Origin of the sequence: Acinetobacter sp. NIPH 817, assembly GCF_000368405.1 — a bacterium.
GTDB lineage: Bacteria > Pseudomonadota > Gammaproteobacteria > Pseudomonadales > Moraxellaceae > Acinetobacter.
This window is the reverse complement of record NZ_KB849420.1, coordinates 287178-304758: the sequence shown is the minus strand read 5'-3', so window position 1 is coordinate 304758 and position 17581 is coordinate 287178. Positions and strand designations below refer to the sequence as shown.

General features: G+C 36.9%; 17 protein-coding genes and 1 tRNA gene. 4 read left to right on the top strand and 14 right to left on the bottom strand.

Annotation, left to right across the window (positions count from 1 at the left end):
* Nucleotides 1–12: 12 nt before the first annotated feature.
* From F968_RS05040 to F968_RS05030, 3 genes are all read right to left on the bottom strand, one after another.
* Complete coding sequence (locus F968_RS05040; protein ID WP_004790918.1) at nt 13–1473, bottom strand: alginate export family protein; 1461 nt, start codon at nt 1471–1473, stop codon at nt 13–15.
* Between the two features lie 109 nt (nt 1474–1582).
* Nucleotides 1583–2497: a hypothetical protein gene (locus F968_RS05035; RefSeq protein WP_004790916.1), complete on the bottom strand. Its 915-nt coding sequence runs from the start codon at nt 2495–2497 to the stop codon at nt 1583–1585.
* 31 nt (nt 2498–2528) lie between these two features.
* Nucleotides 2529–2960, bottom strand: a complete 432-nt coding sequence (locus F968_RS05030; RefSeq protein ID WP_004790915.1) for a DoxX family protein — start codon at nt 2958–2960, stop codon at nt 2529–2531.
* 276 nt (nt 2961–3236) lie between these two features.
* Here F968_RS05030 and F968_RS05025 point away from each other — a divergent pair, with 276 nt between their 5' ends.
* On the top strand, nt 3237–4109 hold the full coding sequence (locus tag F968_RS05025) for a LysR family transcriptional regulator (RefSeq protein ID WP_004790914.1): 873 nt from the start codon (nt 3237–3239) through the stop codon (nt 4107–4109).
* Here F968_RS05025 and F968_RS05020 read toward each other — a convergent pair.
* From F968_RS05020 to efp, 9 genes are all read right to left on the bottom strand, one after another.
* Nucleotides 4099–4701 (bottom strand): TetR/AcrR family transcriptional regulator, encoded by a 603-nt coding sequence (locus F968_RS05020; protein WP_051075340.1) that lies wholly within the window; start codon nt 4699–4701, stop codon nt 4099–4101. The two genes, F968_RS05025 and F968_RS05020, sit on opposite strands and share 11 nt — an antisense overlap.
* Nucleotides 4702–5456: 755 nt before the next feature.
* Entirely contained in the window at nt 5457–5663 is a 207-nt protein-coding gene (locus tag F968_RS05010; RefSeq protein ID WP_004790912.1) for a hypothetical protein, read from the bottom strand.
* A 68-nt stretch (nt 5664–5731) separates the two neighbouring features.
* Nucleotides 5732–5959: a hypothetical protein gene (locus tag F968_RS05005; RefSeq protein WP_003650533.1), complete on the bottom strand. Its 228-nt coding sequence runs from the start codon at nt 5957–5959 to the stop codon at nt 5732–5734.
* Between the two features lie 111 nt (nt 5960–6070).
* Entirely contained in the window at nt 6071–6286 is a 216-nt protein-coding gene (locus F968_RS05000) for a cold-shock protein (RefSeq protein ID WP_004790911.1), read from the bottom strand.
* Between the two features lie 714 nt (nt 6287–7000).
* On the bottom strand, nt 7001–7603 hold the full coding sequence (locus tag F968_RS04995; protein WP_004790910.1) for a DUF6714 family protein: 603 nt from the start codon (nt 7601–7603) through the stop codon (nt 7001–7003).
* Nucleotides 7604–7732: 129 nt separating this feature from the next.
* A tRNA-Val gene (locus F968_RS04990) sits at nt 7733–7809 on the bottom strand.
* Nucleotides 7810–7976: 167 nt separating this feature from the next.
* Nucleotides 7977–8282: a YbdD/YjiX family protein gene (locus F968_RS04985; RefSeq protein ID WP_004790909.1), complete on the bottom strand. Its 306-nt coding sequence runs from the start codon at nt 8280–8282 to the stop codon at nt 7977–7979.
* Nucleotides 8282–10378: a carbon starvation CstA family protein gene (locus tag F968_RS04980; RefSeq protein ID WP_004790908.1), complete on the bottom strand. Its 2097-nt coding sequence runs from the start codon at nt 10376–10378 to the stop codon at nt 8282–8284. The genes F968_RS04985 and F968_RS04980 overlap by 1 nt, the downstream gene beginning before the upstream one ends.
* Nucleotides 10379–10542: 164 nt before the next feature.
* A complete protein-coding gene (efp, locus tag F968_RS04975) occupies nt 10543–11112 on the bottom strand; it encodes an elongation factor P (RefSeq protein ID WP_004790907.1) in 570 nt (189 codons plus the stop codon).
* A 73-nt stretch (nt 11113–11185) separates the two neighbouring features.
* Here efp and epmB point away from each other — a divergent pair, with 73 nt between their 5' ends.
* Genes epmB through F968_RS04960 form a run of 3 tightly spaced genes read left to right on the top strand, consistent with a single transcriptional unit; the run spans nt 11186 to nt 16071 of the window.
* Nucleotides 11186–12202: an EF-P beta-lysylation protein EpmB gene (gene epmB, locus F968_RS04970; RefSeq protein ID WP_004790906.1), complete on the top strand. Its 1017-nt coding sequence runs from the start codon at nt 11186–11188 to the stop codon at nt 12200–12202.
* A gap of 15 nt (nt 12203–12217) precedes the next feature.
* The gene (locus F968_RS04965) at nt 12218–13963 is read left to right on the top strand and encodes a hypothetical protein (RefSeq protein ID WP_004790905.1); all 1746 of its coding nucleotides are present in this window, start codon (nt 12218–12220) and stop codon (nt 13961–13963) included.
* Complete coding sequence (locus tag F968_RS04960) at nt 13960–16071, top strand: EAL domain-containing protein (RefSeq protein ID WP_081399604.1); 2112 nt, start codon at nt 13960–13962, stop codon at nt 16069–16071. Before F968_RS04965 ends, F968_RS04960 begins: the two co-directional genes overlap by 4 nt.
* Nucleotides 16072–16134: 63 nt before the next feature.
* Here F968_RS04960 and rpmE read toward each other — a convergent pair whose 3' ends face one another.
* Together rpmE and F968_RS04950 are read right to left on the bottom strand one after the other, a co-directional pair.
* Complete coding sequence (gene rpmE / locus F968_RS04955; protein WP_003650476.1) at nt 16135–16359, bottom strand: 50S ribosomal protein L31; 225 nt, start codon at nt 16357–16359, stop codon at nt 16135–16137.
* Between the two features lie 194 nt (nt 16360–16553).
* Entirely contained in the window at nt 16554–17525 is a 972-nt protein-coding gene (locus F968_RS04950; RefSeq protein WP_171056844.1) for a bile acid:sodium symporter family protein, read from the bottom strand.
* Nucleotides 17526–17581: the final 56 nt, after the last annotated feature.

Sequence of the window (17581 nt, the reverse complement as noted above, 5' to 3'; positions counted from 1 at the left end):
TCTCTTCTATTTTTACCATGCATATTTAAGCTCAAGACCTAGATAATTTGCATCTTTACCACCTGCTTTCTTAATGGTATCTCCGACTTCAAAGTGCACTCCTTCGGCAGCAACAGACAAGTTAGTATTTATTTTTTGATCTGCTCTTAGTTGGATATATGCGCCCGTCCAGCTTGAACCTTGTCCTGCTGTGTTTGCCATGCTGTTATTACCTTGGAAATAAACTGCATCATTGGTGGTTTCACGCCACTGAAAGCCTAAAGCACTTAACAGAGTAAGTTTCTCGGAAGGCTTAAGTGTCAAAGATGGTTTAAGGTGAATAATATTGCTATAGCCACTATAACCCGCCAAAGTAAAGTATGAACCGTTTGCAAAAAGCTGGTTAAAAGTATTGAGCTCATTATCGTTGGCGTTTTTATCACCTGTGGCAATATCAAACTGAACGCCTAAACGTGGTGACCAAGCTTGGTCAGCAAATGTGTAGCCAGTAATGCTACTGAGTCCCCATGCTTGAATAGTTTGTCCACCAATCCTTCCATGTTGCAGCATGCCTTCAACATCCCAATCGATATTATTCTTTTTACCCATATGGCGAACGTCATATAAGTCGCGAATCTCATTTCCCTTAATGCTTGTAAAAGATGCATTATCCCGTTCATAACGCGAGTAATAACCGGACAACTCACCTCCCCACACATTTTGTTTATCTACGCGAAAGCCGCTAAAACTTAAATTACGTTTCGAGTGATCATTAAAAGTTGAATCTTTTTCAATTTGAACAGGTCTGGTGAGATAGCCTAAAACTCTCCAATCGCCATATTCATAACCCGACCAAATTCCATCGAAGGCTTGCCTAACGTTTGGTCCCTCGCGATTTGAAATAAAGCGCTGTAAGTCAAAAGCCATCTCTTGACGGCCCACTCTAAACTTAAAAGTTCCGTTATTTAAAGGGCTCACCCAAGCAATAAAAGCTTGCTCTACATCAAGTCTATTTTGATCGGTACTGCTGATATTCTTTTTATCAAACGCTCGCGCGTCACTGAGCTGAGTAAATAATTGTAAATGATCGCCAATACGTGCATCTGCATGAACTTGTAATCTTTGAATTAAATAGCGATCAGCTTGATTATTTCCGCTGCCAAATCTCGCATTATTATTGACTTCAAAACGCTCGCGAATATTCGCACCCAATGACAAATAATTATTATCACCAAAAGGTATATATTTGAAATCATCACCTATTTTCTTTGGGACACACGAGTTTTTTAAAACATCCCAATTTTCTTGCCACCGATTGGTTGAGATTTTTGGACGAGCTGGACATGCATTTGTATTTGAAGCTTCATTTTCCGCATGAGCAAATTCATAAAGAAATAAACTCCCCGTAAGCAAGACACTCATTTTTATAATTTTAAGATAATTTTCTGAGGTCTTAATGCGATATTTTCTATCATTAGAAATAGGCTGAGCCATATGGTTATCCACGGTAATAAACAGGTCATTGCAGAGACGTCGTCTTTTACACTCATACCGCCCTTAGGCCATATGAGTGTCAGTTTCTATCTATCATTAAGCTAATAAATTACTTTGTAGCAGCATGAATTTCGGCAATATAACCACCCGGAAACTGTACCATCGCCGCCTCGCGACCATCTGATTTATAGGCATTCACTAAGACTGTCGCACCCGATTTTGTCGCTTTATCTAAAGTCTCAGATAAATTTTTGACTTCATAACCAGTCATATCGTGCCCATATGGATATGGAAGATGACCATCGGTAACTAACACTGTCATTTTGCCGAAATCAGATTCAACGCGGATACGTCTATACGTTTCATTTGGGCGTCCAATTTCTAGACCAGCCGCTTTTGAGTTATCTGAAACCACTTTGCCATGCGAGAAATTGACGAACTTTTTAACAAAAGAATCGGCACTTTGTTTTGAAACATAAATACGATTTTCTGGAACGGTTTCTAGTTTGTTATAACTCGGTTTAGTCGTGTGCCAATAAAGCTGCATATTTACGCCACCCGGCCACTGGATGACTGCATCCCGCCCGATTGGGTCAGGAAATGCATCAACAATCACGTCTGCGCCATTCGCTTTGGCAGACTGGACGGCTGCATCCATATCTTTGACTAAATAGCCTGTTCTTTCTAAACCAAAAGGATGTGGTATTGGAGTTTTAAAACCAAATACAGACAGTGTTCCTACTGGAGTCAATACAAGTTGGGAAATGGTCTGGCTTGGTGTTGGCGTCACCTGAAAAATACCCTGTTTAGATTTAGTCCCGCCAAAAGTCGCGACTAAGCTGTCGGTAAATTTATCGAAGTCTTCTGGGTTAACATATACATGCGTTGTATCGTATTGAGGAGCTACACCGAGCGCTTCACTTTTTATACTGGTTGTTGTTTTGGCAAAAACTTGAGGAACAATGGCAACATTTGTGCCCACTAGCATTGTGCTTAAAAGCAAGGCTGATAATGATTTACGCATAAAAGACTCCGTAAGAATTAAGTACTACAACTTATTGTGACTTTGTTTGTTGATTAGAAAGAATGGTGACCATCACTAAAGCTGCAATGAGACCGAGGTGTTCAAAGAAACTATTAAACGTGCTAAAAAATGCTGGACCTGTGTGATTCCAAAAGTCGTTTGCAACCAGCATCGCTATGGCGGTTAGACAGCCTAAAGCCCCTGCTCCTAACCATACAAAACGATTAAAAATAACCAAGAGCGAACCCACAATTTCAATCACAATCGCTGTAGCTGCCCAGAGCCAAGCAGGTTGCAAACCGAAACTCGCCTGCTCTTCAATAGCCGCATGAAATCCGATTAATTTATTAATTCCACCCACTAAATAGGCTGAAACTAATGCAACTCGAAGAAGTGGCAGCAATCCATGAATTGATAAGATCTTTTTTGCCCACACAGGATTATTATTAATTAAGTCACTCATCTATTTACCTCATTGGTATTTCGATTTTTAACAACCCTATAAAGTTATAAAAATATTAATATTTACAAGAACCATGATTTTAATTTAGATATTTAAAATAATTATTTAAACAACTCCAAAACAAACTTAATTAGCAGCCTATATAAAATCAAAAATAACTGTAAACTACTAGATATTCATTTAAATACAAACTGTATCCTCAAAAGATACAATGATTGATAAGTACAAAATCATAATATAGTTTAGCGGCACACCAATTTAGCCTTTCAAAATTTAATGGATAAAATAGACTGTATTAATACTTTCATAAGTGTTGTAGAAACTGGAAATTTTAGTCATGCCTCTAGAAAATTAGGTGTTACTAGAGATCAAGTTTCTAAAAGAATCCTTTATTTAGAAAGTCTATTTAGTACATCATTATTTACACGTAACACCAGAAAGATGGACCTCACCCGCTCAGGGGAAAAGTTCTATCAACGTTGTAAAGTCATTGTTAAAGAATTAGATTTAGCTGCCAATGACTTCATCTACGATCAAAAGTACCCTGAAGGCATATTAAAAATTAGTGCTCCTCATGCTTTTGTACAAACATGCTTCTCAGAGATTATTTCTAATTTTCTAAATCAATACCCTAATATTGAAATTGATCTTTTATTTTCAGAAAATTCAATACATATTAACGAACATAAATTTGATATTCTTTTAAAAACTGAAGAAGAAATTAAAGAACAAAACATCTTTCTACTAGATACTTATAAAAGAAACTTTTATGCCACACCTGCATTCTTAAATAAAAATGGAAAACCTAAAAGCATAGAGGATTTAAGAAAATATAATATATCGCTATATTCAAGATCAGATTTAAAAAATAATTTCATTGATTCAATCCCTCAACTCATTTGCAATAATATAGAAATTCTTTTAGATTTTTGCCAAAAGAACCAAAGTATTTTATTTCTTCCTGATTTTTTAGCAAAAAAATATGAAGATGCCGGCATTATTATTAATTGTTCGCAGGACATCTTTTCATCACCAGTTTATTTTTATGCAACCACGCCGTATGGATCAAAAATTCCAAAAAAAGTTCAGCTTTTTTTAGACTCGTTAAAGCAGCATTTTCAGCCTATCACTGATCGCTCTATAATTTAATTTTTGAATCACATACAGCTATGCATTTTTTATTAACCACAAATTCCCCCTTCCAAAAACAATCCACCACCTTTTCTTGCTCGATTGACACATCCGAGCTTAAAAGCTGAATGATTGCGCCTTCAATCATATATAAAAAGAGTTTGGCATCCTGAAAATTTGCATCATTTTTGAGTGTTCTAAGCTGGCTATAAATCTCATTAATGAGCCATGTTCGATATCTCACTGCCACTTGATAAGCTTTGGGATAAGTCAGTTTCGTTTCAAAAATGGCTTTAAATAATAAATAGTACGGCCCTTCTAAATCGGTATGTAAGAAATAAAGTTTCTTTAATTGAACAATTACGTTGGTGGGGTTGACCTCGTTAGCAATTGAAACCACTTTTTCTTTTAAGCGCTCTTTTTGCACGGTTAAACAGATTTCAATAAACCTCTCTTTGGAGTGAAAGTAGTTATAAAAAGTCGCTTTTGGAATTTGTGACTCTTTCACAATTTTGTCGATGCCCACGGTATGAAATCCGTGATGGTGAAACAAATGAATTGATGTATTAACAACTTTTATGGCGCGCGTTGGGAGAACTAAATTTCGCATATTTTTACCGTTATAAATTCTTGTTGTTTCTAAACGAGATACTTTTTTGGGAGAAAAAAAGGCATAGCAAAGCCGTAAGACTGTGCTTGGCACATCTCAAGTTTTATTGTTGATGCAAGTTTTTTTTGAGCCGTAATGACTTAAAGCCTGAAAACCCTAAAGGTCAACAAGCTGATAAATATGATTTAAGTCGTGTCGTTATAGCTTTTGGCAAAGGCTGCCAAGAAATTAAGAATGTGCAAAGCCAACTCCTTTTTATAGGGAGTTCTGCCAGAGCATTAATTAAGAATTATGGTGGCAGAACGAAAGAGGGTTGACAGACTGGCTTTGAGAACCCAGCACGCACAAAGGCGTCCCCCTTCCGTCCTACCGCTACAAAAAGGGAGACGAACGGGTCTACATTAAAAAAAGATTTTTTCAATGTACTCAAAGAACAGCCTGTCAAAGCCGGCTGGCAATGTGGCCAGCAGGCAAAGGATAAGCTTCACATTTATTGCAGTCAAGCACACAAAATGACATTTGTTTTAAATTAGATCATTAAAAAGTAAGGATAAATAATGAGTTAGTTATTGTTTAATACGGGTTTATAAAGCTGGGTTTTGTGAAGTAGGAATACGCTAGTGTGGCTTTCACCACCTGCGCTTTATTATTAAAGTTATTGTTTAATTGATTATTTACAATATGCTCTAGAACGATGAGAGTTTTATATTTTTGAAGAACTCTATCCTGTCATATACAGGTTCTATATTGATAAATTAATTTATCTTATCAATTTTAAAAATTTTACCACTTAAAGTACTTTGAAAAAACATTTCAAAACTCGGTCGTATATCTTCACCTTCAACTGTAATGTATTTCAAATTAGAAAAACATTGAGTATTAGCAAAATAATTATCTACAGTTGCCTGAATGACATATTTAATTCCGAACTGGTCTTTAACACTGATATTTTGTTTAAGCATAACGATATCCTAATAAAATTATGGCAGAAATAATGGACCCGCCTAAATATCCAATAGCAAACTGAGTTTTAACTAACTCTATAATCTAATTTAAATAGTTGATTTATAGACGCATAAAAGGTACGCCCATCTAAATTTAAATCAACTTCAATTCCAGAGGAAAGGAGAACTCTTTTTCCAACTTCAACAGTTTTAAAACCTTCACGTGTATTTTGTATTCTATTTAGAGGAATTAAAGACACTAGAATTTCTGTACCATTTTTAGATTTTGCAATTAAGTCATTTATTTTTAACAATTTGTATCCTAAATTAAAATTTACTTATAATCTTAAAAAAACTTTAAAATTATTTAAAAACCAAAATAAAAGCACCCATTAGTGCTTTTATTTATTAGTGCTTATAATTATTTATAGAGCAACAATATTTACAGCATTTGGGCCTTTTTGGCCTTGTGTAACACTGAATTCTACACGTTGACCTTCAGCAAGAGTTCTGAAACCTGAGTTAGCGATTTCGCTAAAATGAGCAAAAACGTCTGGTCCTGATTCTGGTTGGATAAAACCGAAACCTTTAGCTTCGTTAAACCACTTAACAGTACCTTTCATGATATTTGAATTAGACATAATACATCCTAGTTTTTTTAAAAATTTAAACCATTTTATTGGTTATGAGTAACATCGAAATAATAAAGAATGGAGCTGAAAATCTAAAAAAACGAAGGATTATGACTAATACTGCGGTACTTAGAGAAGATTTACCAAACATGACTTTTTCTAGTTATGTTCATTGTATACGAAAAATAAAATTAATCAAGTTTTCTAATATATATATTTATTTTATTTATAAAATAAGTGATGTTCTGGATTCAAAGTGCTTATAAGCAAGGTGTGCTCATTGCAGGCATTCTTTTGATGTCCCTCTTCGTTTACCTTATATAGAATGAGTAAAGCAGGTAGGTAAAGGACTGTGCTCTAACATTTTACAATCAAGCACACAAAATGACATTTGTTTTAAAATAGATCATTAAAAGTAAGGATAAATAATGAATAAGTGATTGTTTAATGGGGGGGTTATAAAGGTGGGGTTTTTAGAACCAGATATTTTTCATAACAGAGGAAGCTAATTTGCCAAAGCCATTTTATGAATAGCTTAATGACCTGCTTTCTGTCGTGATCATTTTTACAACTTGATCTCAATCGGGGGGCAGATTTGTATCTAATCCACTACCCGCTTCAATCTTCACTTTTGATTTTAATTTTAATGGGTCTAATGCAAAAATTAGGTATTAAAAAAGGGCTTACTGCTATTAAAACGATGTAAACCCTTTATCGTTACACTCAAAACCCTAATAAACTTATGTTATTTAAACACTTATCTACTCCTTCTTTTTCTTCTTTCATATCTAGAGATAGAGTGGAAATAAATAACAAAAAGTCTTTTAGCACTTCTATCTGTGCTTTGGTAAAACAATTTAATAACTTAGAAATTTCTTCAAAAGTATTTGACCTTCTTAAACGATAAAACCAATATGAAAAACTAGGTGAAGATAGAACTTCGGTGTCTTTTAACACAGAACTCATAATAGCTGGGGTATAAAACAGAAATCCCTGAGGTTCTAAAAAACTAAAACCCGTATAATAGTTGTCTAAATATGAAACAGGTATTTCAAAAGGATTACTGTACCTATTATTCATTTTCCTCTTTTCTTTAATTGCATCTACAGCCTCTTTAAAGTCCTCTCTAAACCAATTACCAGTCTCAAGAAGGAAAAGTTCCTGCTTTACCCATTCTTCCTCAGTTAAGTTTAAATCGGTGCGCCTTTTATCAAAGTACCAGTAGCTTGTATCGGCATAATCTTCCTCAGGCAGAGTATAAGCATCCCCCAAAGTAACATTTTTAAATTCAAATTCTATTTGATTCTTTAAAGTATCGATATTCATTTTATTGTCCTAAAACCCCTAGATAAATTTTTTTCCAAAATTTTCAACTCTGCCAATTATTAAATGCGACAAACAGGCATAAAAAAAGGGCTTACACGTTATGAAACGATGTAAACCCTTTATAAATCTTGGTAGGTATATCCAGACTCGAACTGGAGACCTCTACGATGTCAACGTAGCGCTCTAACCAACTGAGCTATACACCTAGAATGGAAAGCATAATATTCATTTTTCAAAAGCAAAACAAGTGATTTTCAATTGAAAAAAATACAAATGAGCAGACTTTAAGCAACCTTTTTTCATTTCCAAACAAAGAAAAACGGTACATGGTTTAACCACATACCGTTTTGTTTAGCTGAATATTAAGCCCAACTTAACAAGGACATTTCTTCAAAGTACCGCCTGCCGATGGATAGCGCGCATCGACACAATGACGATAGAAAGTTTTTGCATCCATGGGTGTTAAATCAGGATGATGAGCTTTCATGTGCTCCACATAAGTCTGATAATCTGGCACGCCAACCATCAGTCGAAAGCTTTGCTGCAAACGTTGCCACAAGGTTGCAATACGCGACCAGTTCTTTGGAGAAAGCAACAGCTCTTTTTGTGAGAGCACCGTCATTTTGATGATTTTCGCAATAATGACAGTTCCATTTTTTGCAAATTTAAAATTCATCATTACTCTCCTCGTGGGGTGACCACTTCCGGATCAGCATATACAGCAGGTGCTTCATTTACTGTTGGTTTAGGGCTTGCTAAAGCACGGCGCACAATACCAATCGAAGCAATAATCATGACAATCGAAACAATCATAAAGAAGCCACAAAGCGCAGCATTAATCTGATTCGACATCACAATGTTTTGCATTTCAGCAATACTTTTAGCTGGTTTTAATATTTCACCACGAGCAATCGCGTCAGAGAACTTATGCGCTTGCGCCAAGAAACCAATCTTAGGATTTTCGTGGAAAATCTTTTGCCAACCCGCAGTCATACAGGTGATGAATAAGAAAATTGTTGGAATGATGGTCACCCAAACATATTTTTCTTTTTTCATTTTAAACAGAATGACTGTACCCAAAATGAGTGCCATTGAAGCCAACATTTGGTTACCAACACCAAATAAAGGCCATAAGGAGTTAACACCACCAAGTGGATCAATCACACCTTGATAGACGAAGAAGCCCCATCCACCAACTGCAACTGCCGTACCGACCAAGTTACCAAAGAATGAACCTGATGCTTTAACCGCAGGAATAACAATGCCAACCGTGTCTTGCACCATGAAACGACAAGCACGAGTACCCGCATCTACAGCAGTTAAAATGAATAACGCTTCAAATAAAATCGCAAAGTGATACCAGAACGCCATCATTGAACGGCTATTGAAAATTTCCGAAATGATGTGTGCCATACCAATCGCAAAGGTAGGCGCACCACCTGTACGTGAAAGAATTGAGCTTTCACCCACTTCTTGAGCCAACAAAGTTAGCATTTCAGGAGTAACGACAAAGCCTAAATTACGTACAGCTTCTGCCGCAGTTTCTACAGTTGTACCCAGTACAGCCGCAGGTGCATTAATTGCAAAGTACACACCTGGGTCTAAGACAGTTGCACAGATCATCGCCATAATACCGACGAAAGACTCCATGAGCATACCGCCATAACCAATCACACGAATATCTGCTTCGTTATCGACGAGTTTTGGTGTTGTACCACTTGATACAAGCGCATGGAAACCAGAAATCGCACCACAGGCAATGGTAATAAATAAGAATGGGAATAAGCTACCCGAGAAAACTGGGCCAGTACCGTCAATAAAATGAGTCACTGCTGGCATTTTCAGTTCAGGTAATGCAATGATGATACCGACTGCTAAACCGAGAATGACACCAATTTTAAGGAATGTTGATAGATAATCACGTGGCGCTAACAATAACCAGACAGGTAAGACTGAGGCGATAAAACCATAAATGATTAAGCACCATGTAAGCTGTGTTCCTGTTAAAGTGAAAAACTCACCCCAGTAAGGATCTGCTGCAACATTTCCACCGTAAACAATTGCAAGCATCATTAAGACGAAGCCAATAATCGAAACTTCAGCAATACGTCCCGGGCGAATAAAACGCATGTAAACGCCCATAAATAATGCAATTGGAATAGTTGCTGCAATCGTGAAAACACCCCATGGACTATGGGCAAGTGCTTTAACCACAACTAAAGCTAATACTGCAAGGATAATAATCATTACCCCAAGCGCACCAAGCATTACAACGATACCCGCAAAAGAACCTAATTCTTGTTTTGCCATTTCACCAAGCGAACGACCGTCTCGACGCGTTGAAATAAATAAAACTAAAAAGTCTTGTACTGCACCCGCGACAACCACACCGACCAGTAGCCAGATTGTCCCTGGTAAAAAACCCATTTGTGCAGCCAAAATTGGCCCGACTAATGGCCCCGCTCCTGCAATCGCAGCGAAGTGGTGACCAAAAAGTACATATTTATTGGTGGGAACATAATCCAGACCATCGGCTAAACGGTGGGCTGGGGTTAAACGTCTTGGGTTTAATTCAAATACTTTAGTTGCAATAAATAGACTATAAAATCGATATGCGATGCTATATACACATGCTGCAGCCAGTACAAGCCAAACCGCATTAACATGTTCACCACGACTGAGTGCCAGCATCCCAAAAGAAATTGCACCTATAATTGCCACTAGGCTCCAGACCAGCTTGGAGGGAAGCGTAGATTTCGCTTGCATTGTGTCCATTCTTAACCTCTCAATAAATAACTACAGCATTTTTATATTGTTATGTACTGTTTCTCTTAATCCCTGTGACTCTACTCCTCCTTTTTCTTTTTTCCTCTTATACTTTCGCATAAAAAAAGGGATGATTTACATCATCCCTTCGATAATAGTGTATTTTTTAACTATTATGCACGCTCTAAATAATCGCCAGTACGAGTATCTACACGAACGCTTTCTTCTTGCTGAACAAATAACGGAACACGAACAACCGCACCTGTTTCAAGCTTAGCTGGTTTACCGCCACCGCCAGATGTATCACCGCGTACACCCGGATCAGTTTCAACAATTTTTAATACAACGAAGTTCGGCGGGTTTACAGTTAAAGGTACGCCGTTGAACAACATAATTGTACATTTTTCATTTGAATCGTCTTTTAACCATTTTGCAGCATCGCCCATTGCAGTTTTGTCTGCAGCGATTTGCTCAAAAGATACAGGATCCATGAAATTCCACATTTCACCATCGTTGTATAGGTATTCCATTTCAACTTCAACAATATCAGCAGCTTCTAAAGAGTCACCTGATTTGAAAGTTTTTTCTAATACTTTACCAGTTTTAAGGTTACGTAATTTTACACGGTTGAACGCTTGACCTTTACCTGGTTTTACATATTCGTTTTCCATGATTGAACATGGGTTACCATCAAGCATAACCTTAAGGCCTGCTTTAAAATCATTTGTAGAATAATAGGCCATGAAAGGCACACTCCAAACTTAACAAGTCAACTATGCGATATAATGCGTTGTTGCATTATCTTAATCGTGTCAAATGATAAACTATTTATACCAAGAGCAAAACTGGCAATCACAACTGAGTGACCTTATTACTGATCCGTCGGAGTTGCTAAGCCTACTCGAGTTATCCTCTGATCAGCTATTATCAGGTGCGATTCTGGCTTCTGAACAGTTTAAATTGCGAGTTCCTCGCGCGTTCGTCGGAAAAATGAACGCTAAAAACCCTTTTGACCCGCTTTTGCTACAGGTTTTACCTCATCATTTAGAACTTGAAGAACATCCTGAATTTGTAACAGACCCTTTGGGCGAAGAAGCAGCAAATCAATTACCCGGTGTATTACATAAATATAAATCACGTTTTTTACTGACTTTGACAGGTGCTTGTGCGATACATTGCCGTTATTGTTTCCGTCGTCATTTTCCCTATCAAGAAAATTTACCGAAAAATGATGATTGGCTAAATATTAAAAATTACATTGAAGCGAATCCACACATTAATGAAATCATTTTAAGCGGTGGAGACCCCCTTACGCTTTCTAACCGTAAATTAGCACTTTGGCTAGAACGTTTATCATCTCTCAAACAAATTAAGATTCTGAGAATTCATTCACGAGTTCCAATTGTGATTCCAAACCGGATCGACGAAGAGCTGATTTCTTTATTAAAAAACAGTAGGCTGCGTATTATTCTGGTGGTACACTCAAACCACGCTTCTGAACTCGATGACTTTACCTGTTCAAAATTGTTGCAGTTATCTGCCGAGCACATTACTGTACTTAATCAGGCAGTCTTGCTTAAAGGCGTTAATGATTCTGCACAGACATTAATTGATTTAAGTTATCGTTTATTTGAAGCTCGCGTTATGCCTTATTACTTACATGTTTTAGATAAAGTAAAAGGTGCACAACATTTTGATTTAATACCATCTGAGATAGATGATATATATCGTGATGTGTTAGCGAACCTACCGGGGTATTTGGTTCCTAAACTCGTCAGGGAAATTGCGGGCGAAAAGAATAAAACACCGCTTTTTGGGGCAACAACATTTTGAGTTATATAATAAGTGATGATGAATAATGCACTGTCGGACATTTTTCACAATCAAACCGAACTCACTCGTGAACGGTTAAGCTTTTGTGAAGCCAATATTAAAGATCTTAATGAATGGGTCACTACCCTTTCTATTATGCAACTCGGCGATACGTCAAAAGCATTATTCACCGCTATTTTAGAGCTCAATGAATTAAAGTGTAGTGAAACCTTACGTTTTGATCTTATACAAACGCTTCATCCCACCATTAATAACGTTCTTGCAAGTCTAGAAAAAAACTTTTTTAACCAAGGTGTGATTAGTACAGACCGTAACGAACATATTATTGAGTTGGCGATGTTGCTGCGTTGCTATTTCGCCAGTATTTATTTAAATATTGCACAAAATAGCCAGGGGCAATTACAGCATCAAAAGTTTTCTCTATTTGCCTATAAGCAAAAAAAGAATTTGCAAACGGCACGTACCTTATCGACTTTTCATGCTCTAAAACAATTAACGAGTCTCTTATATCAGCAGCATATGCTCTATAGTGAGCCTCTTAAAGGACAGTGGCTAGTTGCACATCAGCTCTACGAAACCGCTGTTCAACACAAATATCATCTCATCAATATTAATCATATTCAGGGTATCCACCACCCTCTAGCAAATATTACCCAAGCTTATGCTCAGCTAATTTTGCTCGATATTTTAAATACAAATCAAATTCGCCAATCAGAAATTCAAGCCTTATTTCAATGTAGTTTTGACTGGGCAAGAATGATTCATATTTTGCCGAAAGATACTGCCTTAACCAAATATGTCGTCGACCCAAGTAAAGACCATCCGCCAGTCTATAACACCAAACGCAGCTCTAATTTCAGTCCAAGCATTTTTATAGGCACACAAGCTTTACTTGAGCATGTGACTGCAACCATGCATAAAAATGCGCAATATATTTCTAAAAATGAAAAGTTTTATTTAAGCCCAGCTTTAAAGTTTCATGTTCAAACGATTTTGGGTACAACAGCTCAACGTCGTCACGAACGTTATGAATACAATGCAGAACTACAAATTTGTTTCGGTTTAAGTACAGCTCACTTCTATCTAGCGAAAGCAAAAAACTTTGAAGAAACACTACAACTCAACAATAACTACAACTTACAAAGTGAGTCTAAAGTTTTATCAAATTTAGAGAAAAAAGAACAACAAACAAGCTCCTATCAGCGCTTAAGTCGTGAAAGCAAAACCATTTATCAAACCACTGTTCTCGATATTAGTGTCAATGGATATCGTATTAAATGGTCTGGGGAAGCACCGAAAAATCTAAGAACCGGTGAATATATTTTAGTTAAAGAAACTTTGCATGGACAATGGCGTGGTGGCGTAATCCGCTGGATTAAACAGTCGACAGAAAAATCTCTGGAACTTGGTTTAGAAATTCTGTCACAGGCGATGTTCCCTTGTGCAGTGCATATTCAAGCTGAGCGTCATACACGTAACTATCATCCTGCACTATTACTACAAACACAAAATCTAGAAGAAATACAAAATACGTTGATTTTACCGGGCTCACAAATTTTTAGAGAGCAACAAACAATTCATTTACGATTGGGGACAGAAGAAATCAAAGTGTATCTACTCAAAGCACAACTCATTACTCAAAGTTTTATTCAATTTCATTTCGAACTTCTGAATGAGCAGCAACAAAATCTGCTTGATCAGTTCATGATGAAAAAGAATAGCAACTCTAGCAGTCAAGATTTATGGGAAGCACTAAAGTGAGAAACTCTTTATTATCTAAAAAGTTAAAACGTACTGAAACACGTTTACTCATTATTGATGACAACCAGCTACGTTATAACCAGATTTTAAATTTATTATTGGGGAATAATTATCAAGTTCATGCGTTATTACTTGATGATCTAAAAAGTTTCGAAAAACAGTTAAATACGCCTTGGGATGCTATTATTTTTGGTCGTGCTTATGACCTAAAAATTGAACAAACACTCTCCCTTATTCAAGCATCTGAGCAGCCACATTTACCTGTTTTGTTATTGCAACCTGAAGATTATCAACCTCAACAATATCAAACCTATATTCATAAAGGTATCTATGACGTAGTTCCATTAGAGCCATTAGATTATTTTTATATCACGCTCATTCGGACCTTGTCGTATAGCCACTTATTGCAAACTGAGCAACGTCTGACCAATGAATTGGAAACTATTCATTCTCATACACAAACACTGGTTAATAACAGCCATAAAGCAGTTGCCCTCTTTCAAGAAGGCATGCACGTTAAGGCAAATACAGAATACCTCAACCTTTTTGGCTTTAAGCAAGAAGAAGAGATTATTGGCCTACCCATCTTAGATGTTTTACAACCCAATGATTTAAATATTTTTAAACAAAGATTTAAGAAGATTTCATTAGGTCAATTTGATCAGGCTCGTTTTGAAATCCAGAGTCAACATGCAGCAATTTCAGGTAATAATGCTTTAAAACTTGAATTTATTCCGAGTCAGGAAGAAGACGCCGTACAGTTAACCATTGACTATCAACTGGATTTACAAATACCTGCAAATACAGCATTTTCTGAAAAAAGTTACGGTTCAACTGCACCTTGGCAACAAATTAATCGACAAATATCGACACATCCAGCTCAAGCAAATGCATTGGTTTTATTCAGACTAAATCAGTGCCCAGAACGAGTGTTTCAACTAGACTGGCAAACACCCGGACAATATTTTAATCAGCTGCAAAGTTTCCTGAAAGAACAGGCTCAAATGCCAATTTTCAATCTTGAACTTGGAGCATATCTTGGCGTTTTGCAAGCCGAAAACAGTACAGTCCTTAACTCCCAATTGGCTAGTCTGCAAAGTTTGCAAAAAGAACATTTATTAACGGTTAATGAACTTAATTACTCAGTACAATTCAAACTGAGTTATGCGCAAATTACAGAACCATTAAATGAAGCTAGCTTTGCAAAGCTTCTTGATCAAACAAATCAGCAAGCCTTACCTAAAGCCAAGCCAGAAATTGAGATAACGCCAACAATCGATATTATCCCTTCTGAACCTACCCACTCTTCTCTGTCACTTGATTTAAGCCTTCAAGATGTTGATGTTCCAATGCCTTCACCGTTATTGCAGCAGTTAAAGCAACAGCTAGCACGGGGTGAGATTCATTTAAAATATCAGCAGATTTATGATAAGCATGATCAAGAAACCCATAACTACGAAGTGACGAGTGGTTTTATTGCAGATGAACAGTGGCATGATTTAAATGATTTAGCTGCTTTACGAGATGATAGTGAACTTTCAATTCAATTAGACCGTTGGATTTTAGTCGAGGCTTGTAAGCAGCTACATAATTTCATTACGCAGTATCCGAAAGCCAAGCTGATTATTAACTTAAATATTGATATCTTACTCAAAGATAAATCAGCCCCTGAACTCATTTCGAAATTACTCACCATTATTGGTAGTAAGCAAGAAAGCCCGTTGATTTTACAATTTTCAGAGCAAGCGATTCAGCCACACCTTGCAATTGCGCAGCAACTCATAGCCCGCTTACGACAACACGGCGCAGAAATTTCAATTCGGGATTTCACATCTTCTATGTATAGTGAATCGATATTGCAACAACTTGATGTTCAATATTTAAAATTGCAATCGAAGAAGACAGAGCTATTAAACTCAGATGCTGGTTTAGTGCAATTACAAGAAAAGATTCTAAATTATTTGACTGTAAAACCTGTAGGGATTTTACTTGCCGATCTTAATGATATGAACTTATTTGCTAACGCTTGGAATGTGGAAGCACGTTTCTTACAAGGTCGTTATTTCCAGAAACGACTTGATCGATTAACAGACGTACAAGACCAATAATGGTCTTGTCGTTCATAAACAAAAAACGGGCATAAAGCCCGTTTTTTGTTTCGTTTTTCAGTATTAACGCTTGATAGAGCGAGACATACCAGAGAAACGTTGTTTGAATTTGTCGATACGACCACCAGTGTCTACATTCTTTTGCTTACCAGTGTAAAAAGGGTGGCAAGCTGAACATACGTCAAGGTAGATAGTGTCTTTACCTAAAGCAGAACGAGTTTCGATTACGTTACCGCAAGAACAAGTTGCTACTAATGTTGCATATTTTGGGTGAATATCGGCGCGCATCGTCGATTACTCCTAATTTAGAAAGGCTTAAGCTGTTATCGCAATTGATCACTCTCAATATAAATCGAGGAAAGCTCAAAATGAGCAGATCAACACCACAACAGACCATTCTTTTGGCTCACCGAAACCCCTAGGGTTAGAGCTAAGCACAACAAGTGGACAAGATTATACGCCAAATAATTTTTATTTGCGAATTAATCTTTAGATTTAGCCCAGTAATTTGCAATGACCCCACAAACCATTAACTGGATTTGGTGAAAGATCATAATAGGTAACACAATCATGCCTAAAGGCTGGCCAATAAATAAGATTTGCGCCATCGGCACACCACTTGCCAATGTCTTTTTTGAGCTACAAAAGAAAACCGTAACTTGATCTGCGCGGTTAAATCCAAAAGCACGAGGTAAATACAGTGCTAATAACATAATGACCGTTAAAAGAACTGAACAAGCAACGACTAAAATAAGTAAGGTTTTCCAGTTCACCTGATGCCAAAGACCAGCAACCACTGCCCCACTGAATGCGCCATACACTACCATCAAAATCGAGCCTTGATCGAATGCTTTAACAATACTTGGGACTTTTGCCATATAAGGAAAAATATAAGGACGTAATATTTGCCCTAAAATAAACGGCACTAATAGCAACAATGTAATTTGTATAATTGAAGCAGTTGGATCGAACCCATGTTGGCTTTGGCCTAAAATAAAAAAGCTCACCAACACTGGTGTAATAAACATACCAATCAAATTGGAAAAAGAGGCGCTACAAACTGCTCCAGCCACATTCCCTTTTGCAACTGATGTAAATGCAATAGAAGATTGAACCGTAGAAGGTAAAAAGCACATAAACAGAAAACCCCAGTACAGCTGCTGGCCGAGTAGAGGTAACAGAATCGGTTTAGCTAACAAACCCAACACGGGGAAAATAAAAAAAGTAAATGCGAAGACAAGTAAATGCATTTTCCAATGCAAAACACCTTCAATTACAGCCTCACGAGACAGCTTTGCACCATGCAAAAAGAATAAAATTGCAATCGCGACAGTAGTCAGTGTATTGAAATATTGCGCTGCTTGACCACTGACTGGAAAAAATGTTGCTAGCAGTACCATTCCAACTAACAAAATTGTAAATCGATCAAGTGCCAATAACTTCAACATAGCCACATCCTATGATTATTTTAGATAATAAAAAACCCAGTTGATAAATTGACCATCTGGTC

What these genes read in the sequence shown, in the direction of transcription:
- F968_RS05040 (WP_004790918.1), bottom strand. Translation starts at nt 1,473, where the DNA reads ATGGCTCAGCCTATTTCTAATGATAGAAAATATCGCATTAAGACCTCA.
- F968_RS05035 (WP_004790916.1), bottom strand. Translation starts at nt 2,497, where the DNA reads ATGCGTAAATCATTATCAGCCTTGCTTTTAAGCACAATGCTAGTGGGC.
- F968_RS05030 (WP_004790915.1), bottom strand. Translation starts at nt 2,960, where the DNA reads ATGAGTGACTTAATTAATAATAATCCTGTGTGGGCAAAAAAGATCTTA.
- F968_RS05025 (WP_004790914.1), top strand. Translation starts at nt 3,237, where the DNA reads ATGGATAAAATAGACTGTATTAATACTTTCATAAGTGTTGTAGAAACT.
- F968_RS05020 (WP_051075340.1), bottom strand. Translation starts at nt 4,701, where the DNA reads ATGCGAAATTTAGTTCTCCCAACGCGCGCCATAAAAGTTGTTAATACA.
- F968_RS05010 (WP_004790912.1), bottom strand. Translation starts at nt 5,663, where the DNA reads ATGCTTAAACAAAATATCAGTGTTAAAGACCAGTTCGGAATTAAATAT.
- F968_RS05000 (WP_004790911.1), bottom strand. Translation starts at nt 6,286, where the DNA reads ATGTCTAATTCAAATATCATGAAAGGTACTGTTAAGTGGTTTAACGAA.
- F968_RS04995 (WP_004790910.1), bottom strand. Translation starts at nt 7,603, where the DNA reads ATGAATATCGATACTTTAAAGAATCAAATAGAATTTGAATTTAAAAAT.
- F968_RS04985 (WP_004790909.1), bottom strand. Translation starts at nt 8,282, where the DNA reads ATGATGAATTTTAAATTTGCAAAAAATGGAACTGTCATTATTGCGAAA.
- F968_RS04980 (WP_004790908.1), bottom strand. Translation starts at nt 10,378, where the DNA reads ATGGACACAATGCAAGCGAAATCTACGCTTCCCTCCAAGCTGGTCTGG.
- efp (WP_004790907.1), bottom strand. Translation starts at nt 11,112, where the DNA reads ATGGCCTATTATTCTACAAATGATTTTAAAGCAGGCCTTAAGGTTATG.
- epmB (WP_004790906.1), top strand. Translation starts at nt 11,186, where the DNA reads ATGATAAACTATTTATACCAAGAGCAAAACTGGCAATCACAACTGAGT.
- F968_RS04965 (WP_004790905.1), top strand. Translation starts at nt 12,218, where the DNA reads ATGATGAATAATGCACTGTCGGACATTTTTCACAATCAAACCGAACTC.
- rpmE (WP_003650476.1), bottom strand. Translation starts at nt 16,359, where the DNA reads ATGCGCGCCGATATTCACCCAAAATATGCAACATTAGTAGCAACTTGT.